The sequence below is a fragment of the Sphingorhabdus contaminans genome, from assembly GCF_007280415.1.
Taxonomy (GTDB): domain Bacteria; phylum Pseudomonadota; class Alphaproteobacteria; order Sphingomonadales; family Sphingomonadaceae; genus Sphingorhabdus_B; species Sphingorhabdus_B contaminans.
Window position 1 is genome coordinate 406,666 of sequence record NZ_VKKU01000001.1, and the last position, 17,411, is coordinate 424,076.

Consider the following 17,411-nt stretch of genomic DNA (forward strand, 5'->3'; position numbering starts at 1 on the left):
CAAAAAGGTTAATTTTCGGGTGTGCGCTGTGTCCTTTTGTGTCAGAAGCGTGAAAATTTCTAATAAGCCAATCTAGGCTAGGGGGATGTAGACATGAGCATCAATATCGGTCCACCCGTGGTTGATGAATTAAAACCGAAGATTGCTGTTATTGGCGTTGGTGGTGCTGGCGGAAACGCTGTCGCCAACATGATCGGTGCAAAGGTCGAAGGCGTAGATTTCGTCGTTGCCAATACCGACGCACAGGCGCTCAATGCATCGCCGGCGGAATATCGCATCCAGCTTGGCCCGGATATTACCCAGGGTCTGGGTGCCGGTTCACGGCCCGAGGTCGGTCGCGCGGCTGCCGAAGAAACCATTGAGCAGGTAAAGGCCGCCCTTGCAGGTTGCCATATGTGCTTCATCGCCGCAGGCATGGGCGGAGGTACCGGAACCGGTGCCGCGCCTGTCATCGCCAAAGCAGCGCGCGAGATGAACATTTTGACGGTGGGCGTTGTTACCAAGCCGTTCCTGTTCGAAGGTTCGCGCCGGATGCGTTCGGCCGATTCCGGAATTACGGAACTGCAACAGCATGTCGACACGCTGATCGTTATTCCGAACCAGAACCTGTTCCTGGTTGCCAATCCGAATACAACGTTCAAGGAAGCCTTCCTGCTCGCCGACGAAGTTCTGCAGCAGGGCGTTCGTGGCATTACCGACCTGATGGTCATGCCCGGCCTCATCAACCTCGACTTTGCCGACGTGCGTTCTGTCATGCACGAAATGGGCAAGGCGATGATGGGTACCGGCGAAGCCGAAGGCGACGGTCGTGCGTTGGAAGCCGCCGAAAAGGCAATCGCCAATCCGCTGCTCGACGGTGTGTCGATGCAGGGCGCAAAGGGTGTTATCGTGTCCATCACCGGTGGTGAAGACATGCGCCTGATGGAAGTTGACGAAGCCGCCAACCATATCCGCGAACTGGTCGATCCCGATGCAAATATCATCTGGGGTTCGGCGTTTAACGAGAATTTGAACGGCAAAATCCGTGTTTCGGTTGTTGCGACCGGTATCGACAATGACGGTTCGGTTTCTGCACCCAGCGCACATGCGACCCGTCCTTTCGCCTTCAGTCGTCCGACAGAAACCGTTGCCGAGCCGGAACCCGCACCTGTGGCGGCACCTGCGGCATTTGCCGAACCGGCACCGGAAATCGTTGTTGAAGAACCATTTGATGTCTCGACAGAAAATGACAATGACAGCCTCGAACTCGGTCAGCAGCATGTTGCCGACGCCGATTATGAGCCGGTTGCCGCCGCATCCAAAAGCGAAGCGGCAGAGGATGGTGACGATGATCTTCTCGAACTGGGTGAAGCCCATGTCGAGCAGGCCGAAGAAGCGCCATCAACTTATGAACCTGCAGCGGACATAACGCCGGCACCCGAGCGTCCTGCGCCACGGGTATCGACGGGCGGAACGCTTTTTGAACGCATGTCCAATCTGTCGCGCGGTCTTTCGCGCGGCGACGATGAAGAGGACAGCAACAAGGAAGCAGGTTCCGCAGGCGGCCTCAATATTCCGCGCTTTTTGGACCGGCAGAGCAATAATTGACCGTCGGCTGACAAGCTGACGTTCATTTTGTCTCCTTTATGCAACCATTCGGCGAAGGCGGGCAGCGCCCTCCTTTGCTTTGGTTCCCTGTGGCATCATTAGAGGCGCATGAATGTGACAATGTTACGTGCGATCCCCGCCATTGTTTATGCATTGGCTGCGACAGGTGCAGCCGCGCAAGCCGTCGATGAATCCGCGCTTGAGGCTCTCGAAAAAACGAGCCCCGTTGTTCAGCCGGTCATGGCCGAACCGGCAGGTGCCGCCGAGCTACGGGCCGCAATGCGTCGCATTTCGCTCAGTCCGTCCGATGCCGATGCACTTGCGGATGCCGGAAACGCGGCGTTGATGCTGGGCGATGCCAATGCAGCGCTTAACTTCTTCACCCGCGCCAATTCCTTGCGGCCGAATAACGGCCGCATCGTTGCCGGACTGGCCACGGCAACCGTACGTACCGAAAATCCTTTCGAGGCGCTGCGTTTGTTTGACGACGCCGTCCGTCTGGGCGTCAGCGAGCGTTCCATTGCCGCCGACCGTGCGCTTGCCTTTGACCTTCTGGGCAATTTTGGCCGGGCGCAGCAGGACTATAAGCTGGCGCGGACTGCGTCCGTCTCGGATGATCTGATTGTCCGCCACGCCATATCCACGTCGCTGTCGGGCCAGAGCACGCAGGCAGATGCGATGCTGGTTCCGCTGTTGGAGAAAAACAATCCGGCGGCATGGCGGGCAAGGGCGTTCATTCTCGCCTCGCGCGGGGATTTCCGCGAATCCGTGCAGGTAACTCAAGGTTTTATGGACGCAGGTTCCGCGCAGCGTATGGAGCGTTTTCTGCGTTTGATGCCCGAGCTGACCGGTGCGCAACAGGCGGCGGCGATCCATTTGGGGCATTTCCCGGCCAGCCAATATGTCGGGCGCGACAGTGAACAGGTCCGCAAGGTTGCGTCGACCATTCCCGCGGTGCAGCCGGCGGCGAATGATAGCCGCCTGATCCCGGCGGGCGATCCTCTCGGGAAAAAACCGGCAAAGGTTGCGGCTGCTGAAAAGCCCAAGACGACCGAGCGCCGCCGGGACAAGAAGGCGCGGGAGCAGGAAGAGGTAAAGGCAATTGTCGCGGCCATTCCGGACTCGCAGAAATTGCCCAAGGTGGACACGGCGCGCCTCGGAACCGAAACCGCACGCGCCAGGGTTGAAGAAGCGACCAGTGCAAAATTGGTGACGGCCAGGACCACCGAGCTTCCTCCGCCGGAAACGGCACGGCCGCTGCAACGCGTCGAAATCGGACCTCGCGATAATGTGCCGCAAAGCCAGACACCGCCGCCACCGGTGCGCGTTGCTGCGCAGACAGTGACGCAGCCTGTCCAGCAGGCGCCCGCGATCAGCGCGGACAGCGGTGTGAAGACGCAAACCGTGGCGGCGGGTTTCGAAGCGGCGACGCGCGTTGAACCTGCGACGTCTGCGCCTGCTCCCGCGCCTGCACTTGCGACGGCGAACCTGCCGCAGGAAGAAACGAAGATGGCGGCGGCGCTGCCTGTGGAAACCGTGCCGGTACCGACGCCGACACCCACACCGCCGCCTGCGGCCAAAGCGGCCTTCGATCTGGGCGCGATCGTGAACGCGATCGAAATTCCGGAAAGCGAACAAAAGCCGTCGGCGGTTCCTGTGGATCTTAAAAAGATCAAGCCTGCGGCGCCTAAGGTTGCGGCCGTTGACGAAGCTGGCAAGGCTGCAAAAACGGATCCAAAGGCCGCCGCCAAGGCAAAGGCACCGCCGCCCAGCCCGGCGCGTTTCTGGGTCCAGATTGCGACCGGCGATGCCAATGCGCTGGGATTTGATTACCGCAAATGGGCGAAGAAGAGCCCGGATCTGTTCAAATCGACATCAGGGTGGACATCGGCATGGGGCAAAACCAGCCGCTTGCTCGTCGGACCCTTCGCCGACCAGAAGCTCGCCAAGAAATGGGAAGCCGACTTCAAAAAAGCAGGCGGGGACGGCTTTATGTGGAAAAGCGAAAATGGTGTCGTGGTGACGGCGTTAAAAGGCAAATAGCGGCTAGCGGTCGTACCGGCTTAGCGGCATAAGCCGCGCATGACTTCGTTAGCCTCTTACGCCTCCCACCCCGAACAGAGCCGGGGGCGCTTCTATCCGGAGCCGGACCACAATGTGCGCGGGCCCCGCAACATTTTCCAGCGCGACCGGGACCGGATTATCCATTCCATCGCCTTCCGCCGCCTCCGCCACAAGACGCAGGTGTTCATCGCGCCCGATGGCGACCATTACCGCGTCCGCCTGACGCACAGCCTGGAAGTCGCGCAGATCGGGCGCACCATCGCGCGGGCGCTTGGCCTGAACGAGGATCTGACCGAGGCGCTGTGCCTCGCCCACGACATCGGGCACCCGCCCTTCGGCCATGCGGGCGAGGATGCGCTGGAGGAGGCGATGAAGCCCTATGGCGGGTTCGACCATAATGCCCAGACCCTGCGCACGCTCACGGAACTGGAATCGCCCTATCCCGCATGGCCGGGCCTCAATCTCAGCTGGGAGCTGCTCGAAGGGCTGGCGAAGCATAACGGGCCGGTGGAAAGCCCGAGCTGGGCGCTGGCGCAGGTGGATGCGAAATACCGGCTGGACCTGCGCAACTGGCCGTCGCTTGAGGCGCAGGTCGCCGCGATCAGTGACGATATCGCCTATGACAATCACGATATTGACGACGGGATCAGGGCAGGGCTGCTCGATATCGAACAATTGCTGGAGCTGCCGTTCGTGGCGGAGCGGTGGCGGGGGATTGTCGCGCGGTTCCCCAATGTCAAACCCCGCCGGTTAATAGGGGAACTCACCCGCGAACAAATCGGCACGATGGTCAACGACGTCATCACCTCCACCCGCGAACGGATCGAAGCGCTGGGCATTTCCACCGCCGACGATGTGCGGCAAGCCGGCGTCATGATCGGCGGCTTTTCCCCCGCCATGGCCGCCGAGGAACGGACGCTGAAGAAATTCATGTACCGCAACCTCTACCATCACCAGTCGCAACTGGATGCGGCCGAACAAGCGCGAAGCGTCATTGCCCGCCTGTTTGCGATCTACCATGCAAAGCCCGGCCTGATGCCGGAAGAGTGGCAGGAAAACATGCCGTCGTCCGAGCCCGAGGCAAGCCGTCATATCGCCGATTTTCTGGCCGGAATGACCGACCGCTATGCGACGGACCGGTATAAAGAACTGAACGCGGAGTAGCTATATGCCAAGAGTTATCATCGCTGGCGCATCCGGCCTGATCGGCAGCACCCTCTGCACGATGCTGGGCGGGCATGAAGTCCACATTCTGCTGCGCCGGCCAATGGATGACTTACCCGAAAGCATTGCGCAGCATGTCGCCGAAACCGCACGCTGGCCGGAAATCATAGCGGGGCTGGCCCCGGAAATCGCCATATCCTGCCTTGGAACAACGATGAAGAAATCCGGCGGAGACGCCGCGCAATTTCGTGCCGTCGACAAGGACCTTGTCCTCGCCTTTGCAACCGCCGCCAATCTGGCCGGCGCGCGTCAGTTCATCACGGTATCCTCCGTGGGCGCGACCGCTGATACCAAGAATCTCTATCTTCGGACCAAGGGCGAGGTTGAAGATGCGTTGACGCTGCTTGCTTTTGAGCGCCTCGACATTATCCGCCCCGGATTGCTGACCGGTGACCGGCAGAATGACCCGCGCGCCGGGGAGCGTGCGGCCATCATGCTGTCGCCTGTCATTGATCGCCTGATTCCCCGGGCCTTTAGCCGCTTCCGCTCGATTCCGGCATCCACCGTCGCACAGGCGATTGCAGAGCTGGTCGGAAATGGGACGCCGGGAAGGTTTATCCACGAAAATGAGGCCATTCGCGCGCTGGCCGGTTGACTCTGTCCCGGCACATAGCCAAGAGAGGCGGGTCGCTGACGAAACGGGAGAGTGACAGGTTCGCCTGTCCGCCGAAGGAGCAACCGCCCCGGAATCTCTCAGGCAAAAGGACCGTTTCGGCTTTTGCGACACTCTGGAAAGCGCCCACCCCATGTGGGCCACCGAAGGGGTAAAGCTCTCAGGTATCCGTGACAGAGGGGGTAGCAGGAAGGACATCAACCGATGTCTGTCGCTGCGACTCTTGGAACGGATTGATATGAGCGACGAAGAATTAGAACCCATTGAAATATTGGAATTGCCGCTGGGTGACTGGCATCGCGCGCGCGGTGCCCGCATGGTTGAATTTGCCGGTTATCACATGCCCATTCAATATGAAGGCATCATGGCCGAGCATCTGTGGACGCGTGAATCCGCGGGCCTTTTTGATGTCAGCCATATGGGGCAGTTGATGCTGTCCGGCGAGGGTGTCGCGGAAGCTTTGGAAAAGCTTGTTCCCGGCGACATCTCGGCCCTGAAGGAAGGGCGCATGCGCTATTCGCTGCTGCTGGATGAAGATGGCGGCATTCTGGATGACCTGATGGTCACCGCAACGCCGATGGGACTCTATGTGGTCGTCAACGGCGCCGTGAAATGGGACGATATCGGTTTCCTGCGGGAACATCTGGCCGATGACATCACCATCAATCACATGGATGATCGCGCGCTTCTGGCATTGCAGGGGCCGAAGGCGGTCGATGCGCTAAAGCGCGTTGTGCCGGGCGTTGACGCGCTTTTCTTCATGGAGGCAGGCTCTTTCTTCTGGGGGCCAAAAACCGATCCCGAACCGCTGTGGATCAGCCGGTCGGGCTATACCGGCGAAGACGGGTTCGAAATTTCCGTGCCCGCGGCTCATGCAAAGGCCCTTGCCGATGCCCTGTGCGCGCAGCCAGAGGTCAAGCCGATTGGCCTTGGTGCCCGCGATTCCCTGCGGCTGGAGGCGGGGCTTCCGCTTTACGGGCATGACATGAACCCGCAACTGGATCCGGTGGAAGCCAATGCTTCCTTCGCGATTTCAAAGCGCCGCCGTGCGGAAGGCGGATTTCACGGGGCAGAGCGGATATTGAAGTCCCTGACAGATGGTCCTGCCCAGAAACTGGTCGGTTTTACGGTCGACGGAAAAATGCCGGTGCGCGAAGGCGCGCCGATTTTCGCCCAGGATCGCCAGGTGGGAACAGTTACATCCGGCGGATTTGCGCCCAGCGTCGGTGCCCCCATTGCCATGGGTTATGTTGCCCAGGCACATATCGCCGTCGGTACCGCTTTGGAGGCCGAGGTTCGCGGTAAGCGGGTCGGTCTGACCGTCGCGGCCATGCCTTTCATACCCCATCACTATCATCGCAGAGGAGCTGCCCAATGACACGTTACTATACCGAGGATCATGAATGGATTGACGTCGATGGCGACAGCGCCACCGTCGGTATTACCGATTACGCACAAAGCCAGTTGGGCGACATCGTATTTGCCGAAGTTCCTGCACCCGACACGGTGCTGAAAAAAGGCGGCGATGCAGCCGTGGTGGAATCGGTCAAGGCGGCATCGGACGTCTACGCGCCGGTCAGCGGCACCGTGACCGAAGGCAATGATGCGTTGGAAGGCGATCCCTCCCTTGTGAACAGCGATCCCGAAGGTGACGGCTGGTTTTTCAAACTGACGCTGAGCGACACGGGCGAACTCGACAGCCTGATGGACGCGGATGCCTACAAGGCATTTGTCGAAGCATTGTAAGCGCAATCCCGCATCCGGAATTGCGAAGAAGGACAAGATTGCATGCGTTATCTCCCACTCACCACACCCGACCGGCACGCCATGTTGGCGGCCATCGGTGCGAAATCCATTGACGACCTGTTCGTCGATGTTCCCGCAGAAGCCCAGTTGGCCGGGCCGATTGCCGGTTTGCCGAACCATGCAAGCGAAATGGTCGTCGAGCGGCATTTTTCCGACCTTGCGCGCCGGAATATGGCCGCATCCCATCATCCCTTCTTTCTGGGATGCGGTGCCTATAAGCATCATGTGCCGGCATCGGTCGACCATATCATCCAGCGCGGCGAATTCCTGACCGCCTATACGCCATACCAGCCGGAAATCGCGCAAGGCACCTTGCAGATGCTGTTCGAATTCCAGACCCAGGTCGCGCGTCTGTTCGGATGCGATGTTGCCAACGCGTCCATGTATGACGGTTCCACGGCATGCTGGGAAGCCATTGGCATGGCGGGACGGATCACGAAGCGGAAGAAGGCGATATTGTCGTCGGGCCTGCATCCCCATTATGTCAGCGTTGCCCGCACCATGGCAAAATATACAGGTGACCATCTCGATACCGCGTTGCCCAGCCTGTCCGCCACGACGGACAGCGCGCGGCTGCTGGACGCGATAGATGGCGAAACAAGCTGTGTTGTCGTTCAATATCCCGATATTCTGGGCCGCATCGAAGATCTGTCGGCAATTGCAGCCAAGGCGCATGAACATGGCGCGCTGCTGATCGCGGTCGTGACCGAACCTGTGGCACTGGGTGCAATCCGGGCACCGGGCGAAATGGGTGCGGATATTGTGGTGGGCGAGGGGCAGTCCCTCGGGGTCGGTCTGCAATTTGGCGGACCTTATGTCGGACTGTTTGCCTGCAAGGAAAAATTCGTCCGGCAGATGCCGGGGCGGCTGTGCGGCGAAACGGTTGACGCCGAAGGAAAGCGCGGTTTCGTCTTGACCCTGTCGACCCGCGAACAGCATATCCGGCGTGAAAAGGCGACGTCCAATATTTGCACAAATTCAGGACTTTGTGCGCTGGCCTTCAGTATCCATATGACGTTGCTGGGTGAAAAGGGGCTGCGCGGTTTGGCACAGGCCAATCATGCGCTGGCGGTACAGGCGGCTGACCGGCTAGCCCGGGTTCCCGGCGTGGAATTGGTCAACGACAGTTTCTTCAACGAATTCACATTACGTCTGCCGAGGGAAGCACGGCCGGTTGTCCGGGCGTTGGCAGATAAGAAAGTGTTGGGGGGTGTGTCGCTCGGTCGCCTCTATCCCAATGTATCCGAACTGGAAAAGGGACTGGTTGTGGCGGTGACGGAAACGGCATCGGTGGAAGACATCGAAACCTTTGCGACCGCCTTGCAGGAGATTTTGTCATGAGCGCACTCAATCAAAGCGGCTGGAAGCCCGAAATGGGCCCATCGGGCGATGCCAAGCCTGCAACCTTTACCGGCAATCGCGCATTGATGCTGGAAGAGGCACTGATTTTCGAGATCGGCACAACCGATACGACCGGTGTAGATTTGCCGGAAGTGGGCACCGTTGCAACTCGCCTTGGCGGTTTGGAACGGCATCGCACAATCGGATTGCCCGGTCTTTCCGAACCGGAAGCGGTCCGTCACTATACGCGCCTCAGCCGCCAAAATTATGCCATCGATCTGGGCTTTTTCCCGCTGGGAAGCTGCACGATGAAGCATAACCCCCGCCTGAACGAGAAGGTCGCGCGGATGGCCGGTTTTGCCGATGTCCATCCCCTGCAACCCGTCGAAACGGTGCAGGGTGCGCTGGCCGTTATCAATGAACTGGCGGTCTGGCTGATCGAACTGACGGGCATGCACGGCGTTGCGATGACGCCAAAGGCCGGTGCCCATGGGGAATTGTGCGGCATATTGGCAATCAAGGCCGCTCTTGAGGCCCGCGGCGATCCGCGCAGCGTCATTCTGGTGCCCGAAAGCGCGCATGGTACCAATCCGGCCACCGCAGCCTTTGCCGGTTTCTCTGTCGAAAATATTCCCGCCACATCCGAAGGTCGTGTCGATCTCGACGCATTGAAGGCACGGCTTGGTCCGGATGTCGCCGGGGTCATGATTACAAACCCCAATACCTGCGGCCTGTTCGAACGGGATATGAAAGCCATTTCCGATGCGGTCCATGCGGCCGGCGGTTATGTCTATTGCGATGGTGCGAATTTCAACGCCATTGTCGGACGCGTGCGCCCGGGCGATTTGGGTATCGACGCCATGCACATCAATCTGCACAAGACATTTTCGACCCCGCATGGCGGCGGCGGCCCGGGTTCCGGCCCGGTGGTCTTGTCAGAGGCGCTGTCGCCCTATGGACCATTGCCCTTTACCGAACGCCATGCCGATGGCCGTTATTCGCTGGTTGAGGAAGAAACGGTCGGCGAACGGCATCCGCACAGCTTTGGACGGATGACGGCTTTCCACGGGCAGATGGGCATGTTCACCCGTGCGCTGTCCTACATCATGTCGCATGGTGCCGACGGCCTGCGTCAGGTTGCCGAGGATGCGGTGCTCAACGCCAATTACATCCTGCGCAGTCTGGAAGGCACGATGGATGCGCCCTTTGCGCATAGCGGACCGTGCATGCACGAGGCGCTGTTTAGCGACAATGGTCTGGCCGAAGGCTTTACGACACTCGACATTGCCAAGGGTCTGATTGACGAAGGCTATCACCCGATGACGGTCTATTTCCCGCTGGTCGTCCATGGCGCGATGCTGATCGAGCCGACGGAAACGGAAAGCAAAGCAACTCTTGACCAGTTTATCGGGGCCATGCGGTCTGTTGTGCAGCGGGCGAAAGCGGGCGATCCGTCGCTCAAATCCGCACCGCACCACGCGCCGCGCCGCCGCCTCGACGAAACGCTGGCTGCCAGAAAACCGTTGCTGGTGTGGCGCGAACCCGAAGAGGCCGTTGCCGCCGAATGAGCGATCCCAAACCCTTTGTGTTCGAACCGTCGGCGGAGGCGAAGCGCACTGCCCCCGCCACCGAACGCAATCGGGATGCAATCACCCATGTGCTGAAGGGATGTTTGCCCGCGCATGGAACGGTGCTGGAAATCGCCAGCGGAACGGGCGAGCATATTGTCCATTTCGCGGCGCAATTCCCGGATCTGCTGTGGCAGCCCAGCGACAGCGATCCGTTGGCGCTTGCATCGATTGCGGCATGGCGCGCCGAATCCGGTGCCGACAACCTGCGGCCACCGGTCGAGGTCGATGCGGTGGCCGACTGGCCCGTGCGGGATATATCGGCCATTTTGTGCATCAACATGGTGCACATCAGCCCGTGGGACGCGACGCGGGGGCTGATGCGGAACGCAGGCCGCCTGTTGCCCAAAGGCGGATTGCTCTATCTATACGGACCGTTTCGCCAGCAAAACCGGCCCACCGCACCCAGCAATGAAGAGTTTGACCGCAACCTGAAAAGCCGGAACAGCCAATGGGGCCTGCGCCACGTCGAAGATGTCGCGCAGGAAGCATCGCTCCACGCCCTGCATCTCGACCAGATTATCGAGATGCCCGCAAATAACCTGTCGCTGCTGTTCCGGGCCTGACGCGTATCTCAGGGCCGCGCGGTCTGCTCAGCTGGTCAGGTCGATGCGTTCGATCTTGGCCACGGGGGACCGCTGACGGATGCGGGTTCCGGTGACATCATCCTCATATTGCGCGGTGAGCGAGTAACGCTCGATCGCGTAGATGCCGGGCGATGTGCCGTCTTTCTCGGCTTTCAGCGGTGCATAGATGCGCGTCTTGATCGATTTGAGCACGACGTCGGTCCATTTGGTGTCGCCCTGGCTGCGCAGGATTTCGGGCTCGTCAACCTTGCCGTCGGCACCGATCCAGAAACCGATATCGACCCAGCGCTTTTCGACAACCTGCGTGCCGATGCGGTTGAGGTCACTGCCACCTGCTGCGGCGCGGGCGGCCTGGGCCTCGTTCATTTCAATGGGTTTCGAATGCAGCAGCAAAGGACGGTCGGTTCCGCCGAGCGCGGCATAGCGGGCGATCAGCTTGTCGGTGGTTTCGCTGTTGCCGTTGTTCCGGTCCATCCGGGACTTCAGGACTTCGGCGACGATCTTGAACTGCTCGGCGTCTTTTCGTGGCTGGAGTAAAAATTCGTCAATTGCTTCCACGGCCTCTTTCTTGCGAAATTCGGTTTTTTCGGTTTCGGCGCGCTGCACGCGTAACGACAGGTCACGCAGACGCGCGATTGCGGCCACTTGCGGCAGGTTTTTGGCGAGGGCCTGCTTTTCAAGCTGCAGATATTTGTCGCTCGCCTCGTCATAATAGCCGAGCTTCATGCGCGAATCGGCAACCTCGATTTCGGCGCCGAATACGCGATAGTCATCGGGCTTGAGCGCGCTTTTCAACGTGTCGCGCATGTCGAGGACGGACAGGCGGTAGATGTCCGCCTCGCCGAGATGGATCGCCACATTGCCATTGGCGCGCAGCAGGTCGGACACTTCGATGGGATATTGGCCCTTATGCTTGCGGTTGCGGCCCAGTGATTTCGCCAGCGTTTCCCGCGCGTTGCGATAGTCGCCCTCGACAAACTGGTTTTCGGCATGCGCCAGCGTGGCCTTGATATCCTCGTCAGGCGGGCAACCGCGGGCGAGGCAGGCTTTCAGGTCATTCTCCGTGTCCTTCAACGACCGCGCCGTCACCACAATCTCGCGCTTATCATCATTCTGCGCCACCGCGGGAAAGCTGATCCCGGCCAAAAGTACAAACAAGAGCGTAGGACGGCGCAAATTCATGTTCAAATTTCCCCAGATTCAAAACTGTTTCACGCAGATGTTAGTCGGGACATTGACACACAGCCAATATCTCTCGACAAACCGCATCGAGGCCTCTGCCAATAGCAGGCCCGCGCTGATGGAGAGGTTTGCACATGGGTGACCCAACGACGGATATTCTGACGTTTGATGATTTCCTGAACTATTGGGCGGCTGAAAAGCCAGATGGCGTTGCTTTGATGGAAGCGGATAGAGCACAAACATATTCGGGTCTTGAGGAAGCCACAGCCAAAATTGCAACTATGCTGCTCAGTGCCGGATTGAAAAAGGGTGATCGCATTGTGTGGATCGGCAAGAATAGCGATCTGTATTTCAGCCTGTTCTATGGCGCTGCACGCGCGGGAATTGTAACGGTTCCAGTTGGATGGAGGCTCGCTCCCTCGGAATGGGCTTACATTGTAAACGACACCCAAGCTCGGATGGTGTTCACTGGCGAGGAGTTCACTCTTATAGAAAAGACACTAGCGGATTCGGTTCCGCTTGTGGAACGTTTCGTCGGTGAACAGGAGGCTCGCCAGCAAATCGCAGAGGCTACGCGATCGACCTTTGATGCCTCCGGGCCGGATGATGCCGTGCTACAGCTATACACTTCCGGGACGACAGGGCATCCCAAAGGAGCGGTTCTTTCCAATCGCAACCTGTTCGCGCTGCGAAAGAATAGTGCCGACCTTGACCTTGCCTATACCCGTTGGGATCCGGACGAAGTAGTACTCGTCGCCATGCCTTGCGCCCATATTGGGGGAACGGGCTTGGGCATTATGGCCATCGCGTCGGGATTGCCGGCACTGATCTTGCCTGAATTTACACCCGACGGCGTATTTGACGCCATAGAAAAAAGGGGAGTCACCCGCCTTTTTGTGGTGCCGGCTGCACTGCACATCATGTTGCAGCATCCCCGTTGCACATCGGTCGATTACAGCCGTTTGCGCTATATTCTTTATGGTGCGGCGCCGATGCCGTTGGAACTTCTACGCCAAAGTATCGCAGTGTTTGGAGCAGAATTTATTCAGGTTTATGGTATGACTGAAACCACCGGTACGATTGTAATGCTCCCGCCGGAGGATCACGACCCCAACGGGAATGCGCGTATGCGGTCAGCGGGTAAGCCTTTGCCCGGTGTTGAAATCCGTATTGTGGATGGAAACCATAACGATCTGCCGGTGGGGGAGGTTGGCGAAATCTGGACGCGTTCTTCAAATAATATGATTGGATATTGGAATCTGCCTGAAGCTACCAAAGGCACGATGGCACAAGGCGGATGGATTAAAACGGGTGACGCAGGCTATCTCGATGAAGATGGCTATTTATTCATCCATGACCGGGTGAAGGACATGATCATTTCAGGTGGTGAAAATGTATACCCGGCTGAAGTCGAAAGCGCTATTTTCGGTCACCCCGATGTGTTGGAGGTTGCTGTCATCGGCGTTCCCGATGAAAAATGGGGTGAGGCTGTGAAAGCCGTCTGCGTGCCAAAACCGGGATGCGAGGTTAAGCCGGAAAGTGTGATCGCATGGGCGCGCGAACGGATCGCCGGATTCAAAGTGCCGCGGAGTGTCGACGTCATTCCCGCACTACCGCGAAACGCATCGGGCAAAATACTTCGAAAGGATTTGCGCGCACCCTATTGGGAAGGCCGAGATCGTCAGGTTAACTGATCGATCCTTTTCTGAAGTCCATGGAAACAGTGCTGTCTAAGGCCGATCCTTCTCTTGGAATTGCCGCATCATAACCGGAAGCGACGCACCACCAATTTGCCAGTTTCCAGATTCCCCACATTCCAATGGCCGAGAAGATGCCGTCGACCGCATAATGCCAGCCGAGATGGATTGAGCCGATAAAGATGATCACGGCATAAGCGGTTGCTACCCAGCCGATTAACTTGCCAAACCGAAACGCCAAGAAAACGTAAAGAACGGCGATTGCATTGTGTAGGGACGGCATTGCCGAGATGCCCATGCCAAAGCGATAGGTCTGGTTTTCATATCCACTCCAAAGCATTTCCTGCCATTCGACGGCCTGTGCAACGGTGTCCATTGAATTGCTTGCCGCATGCAGACGTTCCATCAAACCCGCAAATTCTGGAGCAAGGGGAGAATTCAGATTGGCCAGAAAGCATGGGCCGGCCGAAGATCCGAGCCATGCACCGATAAAGCCAAGAAAAAACCATGCACCGCCGAACGAGAGGAAAAAGCGTGCGCGCTCCTGGCGAGGGGCAAACAATGCGAACCCGGCTATCGCGACCGACAGTAAAATGACCCAAACAGAATAGAACAGATCAAGGGTAACGGTCGATTCAGGCGAGGTGAAGACGGCGTGCGTTAACTGCCAGGGATGGTATCCAAAGAAAAGAAACTGATCCATGCGCGCGAACGGCTCGTCGAGCCAGAAAGGCACGTAACGTGGCATCAACATTTTGAGCACGCTGAACGATGCAAAAAAGAAAGGCATCATAATGATTGGCGCAACACGCGCTGCAAATAGATAGGGATTAAGTAGAGCAGCACGCCACTGGTCGATAACTTGATCAACTGCCGTCCGGTAATCGCGCACTATCGCTATCGCAAATTGGCACAATATGCCGATGGACGCCACAAATGGGAGTAACCGCAAAGCTTTACCGCCATATCCTGCAATCATACCTATAGCCGATGTACCATTCAAATAAGACAGTATCTCGGCCGTCACGACCAATATTAAGAACATGGCAAACAGAGGGACGAGCCAAAGCAATTCCCGGTCGTCACCTTTGAACCGGATTAGGGTTGCACGTTTCGATTGTTCTTCGACAAGGGCCGTCGCCATTCTTGGTACTCCTGATCCAGCTTTCTGTTAGAGCCCGCCCGTAAAGATACGGTTAACAAATGGTGAAAGTTGGCCGGGGCCAAAGCTGGTTCGGAAAAATGCCGTTTACCCGACCAGACGCAACTGCCGATGCTGAACCTGGCCTGGCTGATCGTGCCAGATACCGCGCACGTCATACACAATTTTGTCCGCCCGTTCCGCAAGCGGGATTGCTTTGAAGGCATCGTGATCGACAAGCGTAATGAGCATATCGCATTCCAGCAGGGCTGTGTCGATATCGATCAGACGTGCTCCTGTGCCATCAAACTCTTTCGGCAAGATCGACGCATACGGTTCTACGATCTGCACTCGCTGGCCAAAGCGCTGGGCGAGTTCGGCGGCAACTTTCATGGCGGGGCTTTCCCGGAAGTCATCGATATTCGCTTTAAATGCCAGTCCCATGCAACCAATTTTCGCGGTAGGGTTCGCTATGATCATATCTGTTGCACGCCGGATTACGTGGTCCACCTTTCCGTCGTTGACGTTACGAGCGGTTCGGATCAGGGGGCTGTGGTCAGGCGCGCTGTGAACGATGAACCAGGGATCAACAGCAATACAATGCCCACCCACGCCGGGTCCCGGATGCAGTATATTGACGCGAGGATGACGGTTCGCAAGTCTGATAACCTCCCACACATTAAGGCCCATATGATCGGCCACAATCGACAATTCGTTGGCAAAAGCAATGTTCACATCGCGGAATGCATTTTCGACGAGTTTTGTCATCTCAGCGGAACGAGCATCGGTTGTAATGCACTCGCCACGAACAAACCTCTTGTAAAAAGTCAGCGCTTTTCGGGCGCATCGCGGCGTAATTCCGCCGATTGAACGATCGTTATTAGTTAACTCTTCTAGTATACGTCCTGGCAAAACCCGTTCCGGACAATAGGCGATGGAAATGTCCGGAGTATCTTTGGCGATACCCGGTATTTTCAGATCCGGTCGCAGATTAGCTATAAGGTCGCGTACCTTATCTGTGGTTCCAACCGGAGATGTGGATTCCAGAATGATGGTATCACCGGATTTCAACACTGCGGCGATATTGGTGGCGGCATTCAACACGTAAGTAATGTCGGGCGCATGATTTTCGTCAAAAGGCGTGGGAACTGCGATGACGAAAACATCAGAAGGTTCCACCATCAACGAAGCACGAAGCATTTTTCGTGCAACGACCCCTTGCACAAGACCGTCAAGATCAACTTCTTCTATATGGATTTCACCGCGATTGATTGTGTCTACCACATGCGGGTTTACGTCTACGCCGACAACATGGCATCCTGATCGAGCAATAACGGCAGCTGTCGGCAGGCCGATATAGCCAAGGCCCAGCACGCAAACGTCAGGTTTTTTGTCGACTAGCATTCCAAATGATCTCCGCTATGCGCTGGCTGGCCTTGCCATCCCCGAAGGGATTGTGCGCGCGGGCCATCGCCGAATAAGCGGTATCATCGTCCAAAAGAGTGAAAATTTCGGAAACTATGCGATTTTTGTCGGTGCCGATGAGTTTGGCGGTACCGGCTGTGACACCCTCGGGCCGTTCTGTGGTGTCGCGCATCACCAAGACAGGCTTACCAAGGGCAGGAGCCTCTTCCTGCACGCCGCCGCTGTCGGTGAGCATGATGTGGCTTATCGAGAGTAGGCGGGCGAAATGCGGATAGTCCAATGGTTCGATCATCGCGACATTGGGTTCGTCGCCTAACATTTTGTCCATTACTACTCGTACGTTTGGATTGAGATGAACAGGGAATATGCATGCCACATCGTCACGTGCCGCTATGGTTTTTATAGCAGAGGCGATACTTTCCATTCCGTCCCCGAAATTTTCGCGGCGATGGGTAGTGATGCCAATGATTTTCTTACCTGCGAAACGTGATTCTAACGTGGTTAAATTACCGGCAAGTTCCGGTCGGTGTGCGATACGATCGGTTATCCAGTGCAAGGCATCAATCACTGTATTCCCCGTCACATAGACGCGGTCAGCAGGCACGGCTTCCGCCGTTAATGCCCCGGCGGATACCTCGGTAGGCGCAAAATGCTGGTCTGCGATCGCCCCGATTATCTTGCGGTTCACTTCCTCAGGCCAAGGTTGGTAGATGTCGTAACTGCGAAGTCCAGCTTCGACATGGCTTACCGGTATCTGCCGATAGTAGGCGGTGAGAGCGCCTACCATAGCGGTCGCAGTATCGCCTTGCACGATAACGCGATTCGGTTTGGACCGGTCCAGAACTTGGCCGATCCCCTCTAAGAGTCGCGCTGTCAACGCGTCCAAAGATTGTCCCGGCTGCATGATATCGAGATCGTGGTCCGGGATGATGCCGGTGATGCTGAGAACCTGATCCAGCATTTCACGATGCTGTGCGGAAACAAGTACTTCGCACTGCATTTTACTTTGTTGCTTTAAAGCATTGATAACCGGAAATAACTTTATGGCTTCGGGGCGTGTGCCGAATATCACCATATTCTTGTACATCGTTATTTCCTGCGACCTTATCCGATTAA

General features: G+C 57.6%; 14 protein-coding genes and 1 riboswitch. Of the genes, 10 read left to right on the forward strand and 4 right to left on the reverse strand.

Going from position 1 to position 17,411, the window contains the following annotated elements; translation table 11 throughout:
* Nucleotides 1-93 precede the first annotated feature (93 nt).
* The 9 genes from ftsZ (at nucleotide 94) to FOM92_RS02165 (ending at nucleotide 10,829) form a co-directional block, all read left to right on the forward strand.
* The gene (gene ftsZ / locus FOM92_RS02125; RefSeq protein WP_143775126.1) at nucleotides 94-1,587 is read left to right on the forward strand and encodes a cell division protein FtsZ; all 1,494 of its coding nucleotides are present in this window, start codon (nucleotides 94-96) and stop codon (nucleotides 1,585-1,587) included.
* Nucleotides 1,588-1,701: 114 nt separating this feature from the next.
* Nucleotides 1,702-3,630, forward strand: a complete 1,929-nt coding sequence (locus FOM92_RS02130) for a tetratricopeptide repeat protein (RefSeq protein WP_143775127.1) — start codon at nucleotides 1,702-1,704, stop codon at nucleotides 3,628-3,630.
* A 39-nt stretch (nucleotides 3,631-3,669) separates the two neighbouring features.
* Nucleotides 3,670-4,815 carry a deoxyguanosinetriphosphate triphosphohydrolase gene (locus FOM92_RS02135; RefSeq protein ID WP_143775128.1) on the forward strand — a complete coding sequence of 382 codons (1,146 nt, stop codon included), beginning with the start codon at nucleotides 3,670-3,672 and terminating at the stop codon, nucleotides 4,813-4,815.
* 4 nt (nucleotides 4,816-4,819) lie between these two features.
* On the forward strand, nucleotides 4,820-5,470 hold the full coding sequence (locus FOM92_RS02140; protein ID WP_143775129.1) for an NAD-dependent epimerase/dehydratase family protein: 651 nt from the start codon (nucleotides 4,820-4,822) through the stop codon (nucleotides 5,468-5,470).
* A gap of 34 nt (nucleotides 5,471-5,504) precedes the next feature.
* Nucleotides 5,505-5,594: riboswitch (glycine riboswitch) on the forward strand.
* Between the two features lie 132 nt (nucleotides 5,595-5,726).
* Nucleotides 5,727-6,866 (forward strand): glycine cleavage system aminomethyltransferase GcvT, encoded by a 1,140-nt coding sequence (gene gcvT / locus FOM92_RS02145; RefSeq protein WP_143775130.1) that lies wholly within the window; start codon nucleotides 5,727-5,729, stop codon nucleotides 6,864-6,866.
* Nucleotides 6,863-7,234, forward strand: a complete 372-nt coding sequence (gene gcvH / locus FOM92_RS02150; protein ID WP_143775131.1) for a glycine cleavage system protein GcvH — start codon at nucleotides 6,863-6,865, stop codon at nucleotides 7,232-7,234. Before gcvT ends, gcvH begins: the two co-directional genes overlap by 4 nt.
* A 42-nt stretch (nucleotides 7,235-7,276) precedes the next feature.
* Entirely contained in the window at nucleotides 7,277-8,635 is a 1,359-nt protein-coding gene (gene gcvPA, locus FOM92_RS02155; protein ID WP_143775132.1) for an aminomethyl-transferring glycine dehydrogenase subunit GcvPA, read from the forward strand.
* Nucleotides 8,632-10,203 carry an aminomethyl-transferring glycine dehydrogenase subunit GcvPB gene (gene gcvPB / locus FOM92_RS02160; RefSeq protein WP_143775133.1) on the forward strand — a complete coding sequence of 524 codons (1,572 nt, stop codon included), beginning with the start codon at nucleotides 8,632-8,634 and terminating at the stop codon, nucleotides 10,201-10,203. The genes gcvPA and gcvPB overlap by 4 nt, the downstream gene beginning before the upstream one ends.
* A complete protein-coding gene (locus FOM92_RS02165) occupies nucleotides 10,200-10,829 on the forward strand; it encodes a DUF938 domain-containing protein (RefSeq protein ID WP_143775134.1) in 630 nt (209 codons plus the stop codon). Before gcvPB ends, FOM92_RS02165 begins: the two co-directional genes overlap by 4 nt.
* A 27-nt stretch (nucleotides 10,830-10,856) precedes the next feature.
* Here the strand turns inward: FOM92_RS02165 and FOM92_RS02170 are convergent, their stop codons facing one another.
* A complete protein-coding gene (locus FOM92_RS02170) occupies nucleotides 10,857-12,032 on the reverse strand; it encodes a hypothetical protein (protein WP_143775135.1) in 1,176 nt (391 codons plus the stop codon).
* Between the two features lie 134 nt (nucleotides 12,033-12,166).
* Here FOM92_RS02170 and FOM92_RS02175 point away from each other — a divergent pair, with 134 nt between their 5' ends.
* The gene (locus FOM92_RS02175) at nucleotides 12,167-13,726 is read left to right on the forward strand and encodes a fatty acid--CoA ligase (RefSeq protein WP_143775136.1); all 1,560 of its coding nucleotides are present in this window, start codon (nucleotides 12,167-12,169) and stop codon (nucleotides 13,724-13,726) included.
* Here FOM92_RS02175 and FOM92_RS02180 read toward each other — a convergent pair.
* The 3 genes from FOM92_RS02180 to wecB all read right to left on the reverse strand — a co-directional run bounded on the left by FOM92_RS02180 (nucleotide 13,719) and on the right by wecB (nucleotide 17,382).
* Nucleotides 13,719-14,621, reverse strand: coding sequence for a phosphatase PAP2 family protein (locus FOM92_RS02180; protein ID WP_211347336.1), 903 nt, complete (start codon nucleotides 14,619-14,621; stop codon nucleotides 13,719-13,721). The two genes, FOM92_RS02175 and FOM92_RS02180, sit on opposite strands and share 8 nt — an antisense overlap.
* A 357-nt stretch (nucleotides 14,622-14,978) precedes the next feature.
* Nucleotides 14,979-16,274, reverse strand: coding sequence for a UDP-N-acetyl-D-mannosamine dehydrogenase (gene wecC / locus FOM92_RS02185; RefSeq protein ID WP_143775138.1), 1,296 nt, complete (start codon nucleotides 16,272-16,274; stop codon nucleotides 14,979-14,981).
* A complete protein-coding gene (gene wecB, locus FOM92_RS02190) occupies nucleotides 16,252-17,382 on the reverse strand; it encodes a non-hydrolyzing UDP-N-acetylglucosamine 2-epimerase (RefSeq protein WP_211347337.1) in 1,131 nt (376 codons plus the stop codon). Before wecB ends, wecC begins: the two co-directional genes overlap by 23 nt.
* Nucleotides 17,383-17,411: the final 29 nt, after the last annotated feature.

What these genes read in the sequence shown, in the direction of transcription:
- ftsZ (WP_143775126.1), top strand. Translation starts at nt 94, where the DNA reads ATGAGCATCAATATCGGTCCACCCGTGGTTGATGAATTAAAACCGAAG.
- FOM92_RS02135 (WP_143775128.1), top strand. Translation starts at nt 3,670, where the DNA reads ATGACTTCGTTAGCCTCTTACGCCTCCCACCCCGAACAGAGCCGGGGG.
- FOM92_RS02140 (WP_143775129.1), top strand. Translation starts at nt 4,820, where the DNA reads ATGCCAAGAGTTATCATCGCTGGCGCATCCGGCCTGATCGGCAGCACC.
- gcvT (WP_143775130.1), top strand. Translation starts at nt 5,727, where the DNA reads ATGAGCGACGAAGAATTAGAACCCATTGAAATATTGGAATTGCCGCTG.
- gcvH (WP_143775131.1), top strand. Translation starts at nt 6,863, where the DNA reads ATGACACGTTACTATACCGAGGATCATGAATGGATTGACGTCGATGGC.
- gcvPA (WP_143775132.1), top strand. Translation starts at nt 7,277, where the DNA reads ATGCGTTATCTCCCACTCACCACACCCGACCGGCACGCCATGTTGGCG.
- gcvPB (WP_143775133.1), top strand. Translation starts at nt 8,632, where the DNA reads ATGAGCGCACTCAATCAAAGCGGCTGGAAGCCCGAAATGGGCCCATCG.
- FOM92_RS02165 (WP_143775134.1), top strand. Translation starts at nt 10,200, where the DNA reads ATGAGCGATCCCAAACCCTTTGTGTTCGAACCGTCGGCGGAGGCGAAG.
- FOM92_RS02170 (WP_143775135.1), bottom strand. Translation starts at nt 12,032, where the DNA reads ATGAATTTGCGCCGTCCTACGCTCTTGTTTGTACTTTTGGCCGGGATC.
- FOM92_RS02175 (WP_143775136.1), top strand. Translation starts at nt 12,167, where the DNA reads ATGGGTGACCCAACGACGGATATTCTGACGTTTGATGATTTCCTGAAC.
- wecC (WP_143775138.1), bottom strand. Translation starts at nt 16,274, where the DNA reads ATGCTAGTCGACAAAAAACCTGACGTTTGCGTGCTGGGCCTTGGCTAT.
- wecB (WP_211347337.1), bottom strand. Translation starts at nt 17,382, where the DNA reads ATGTACAAGAATATGGTGATATTCGGCACACGCCCCGAAGCCATAAAG.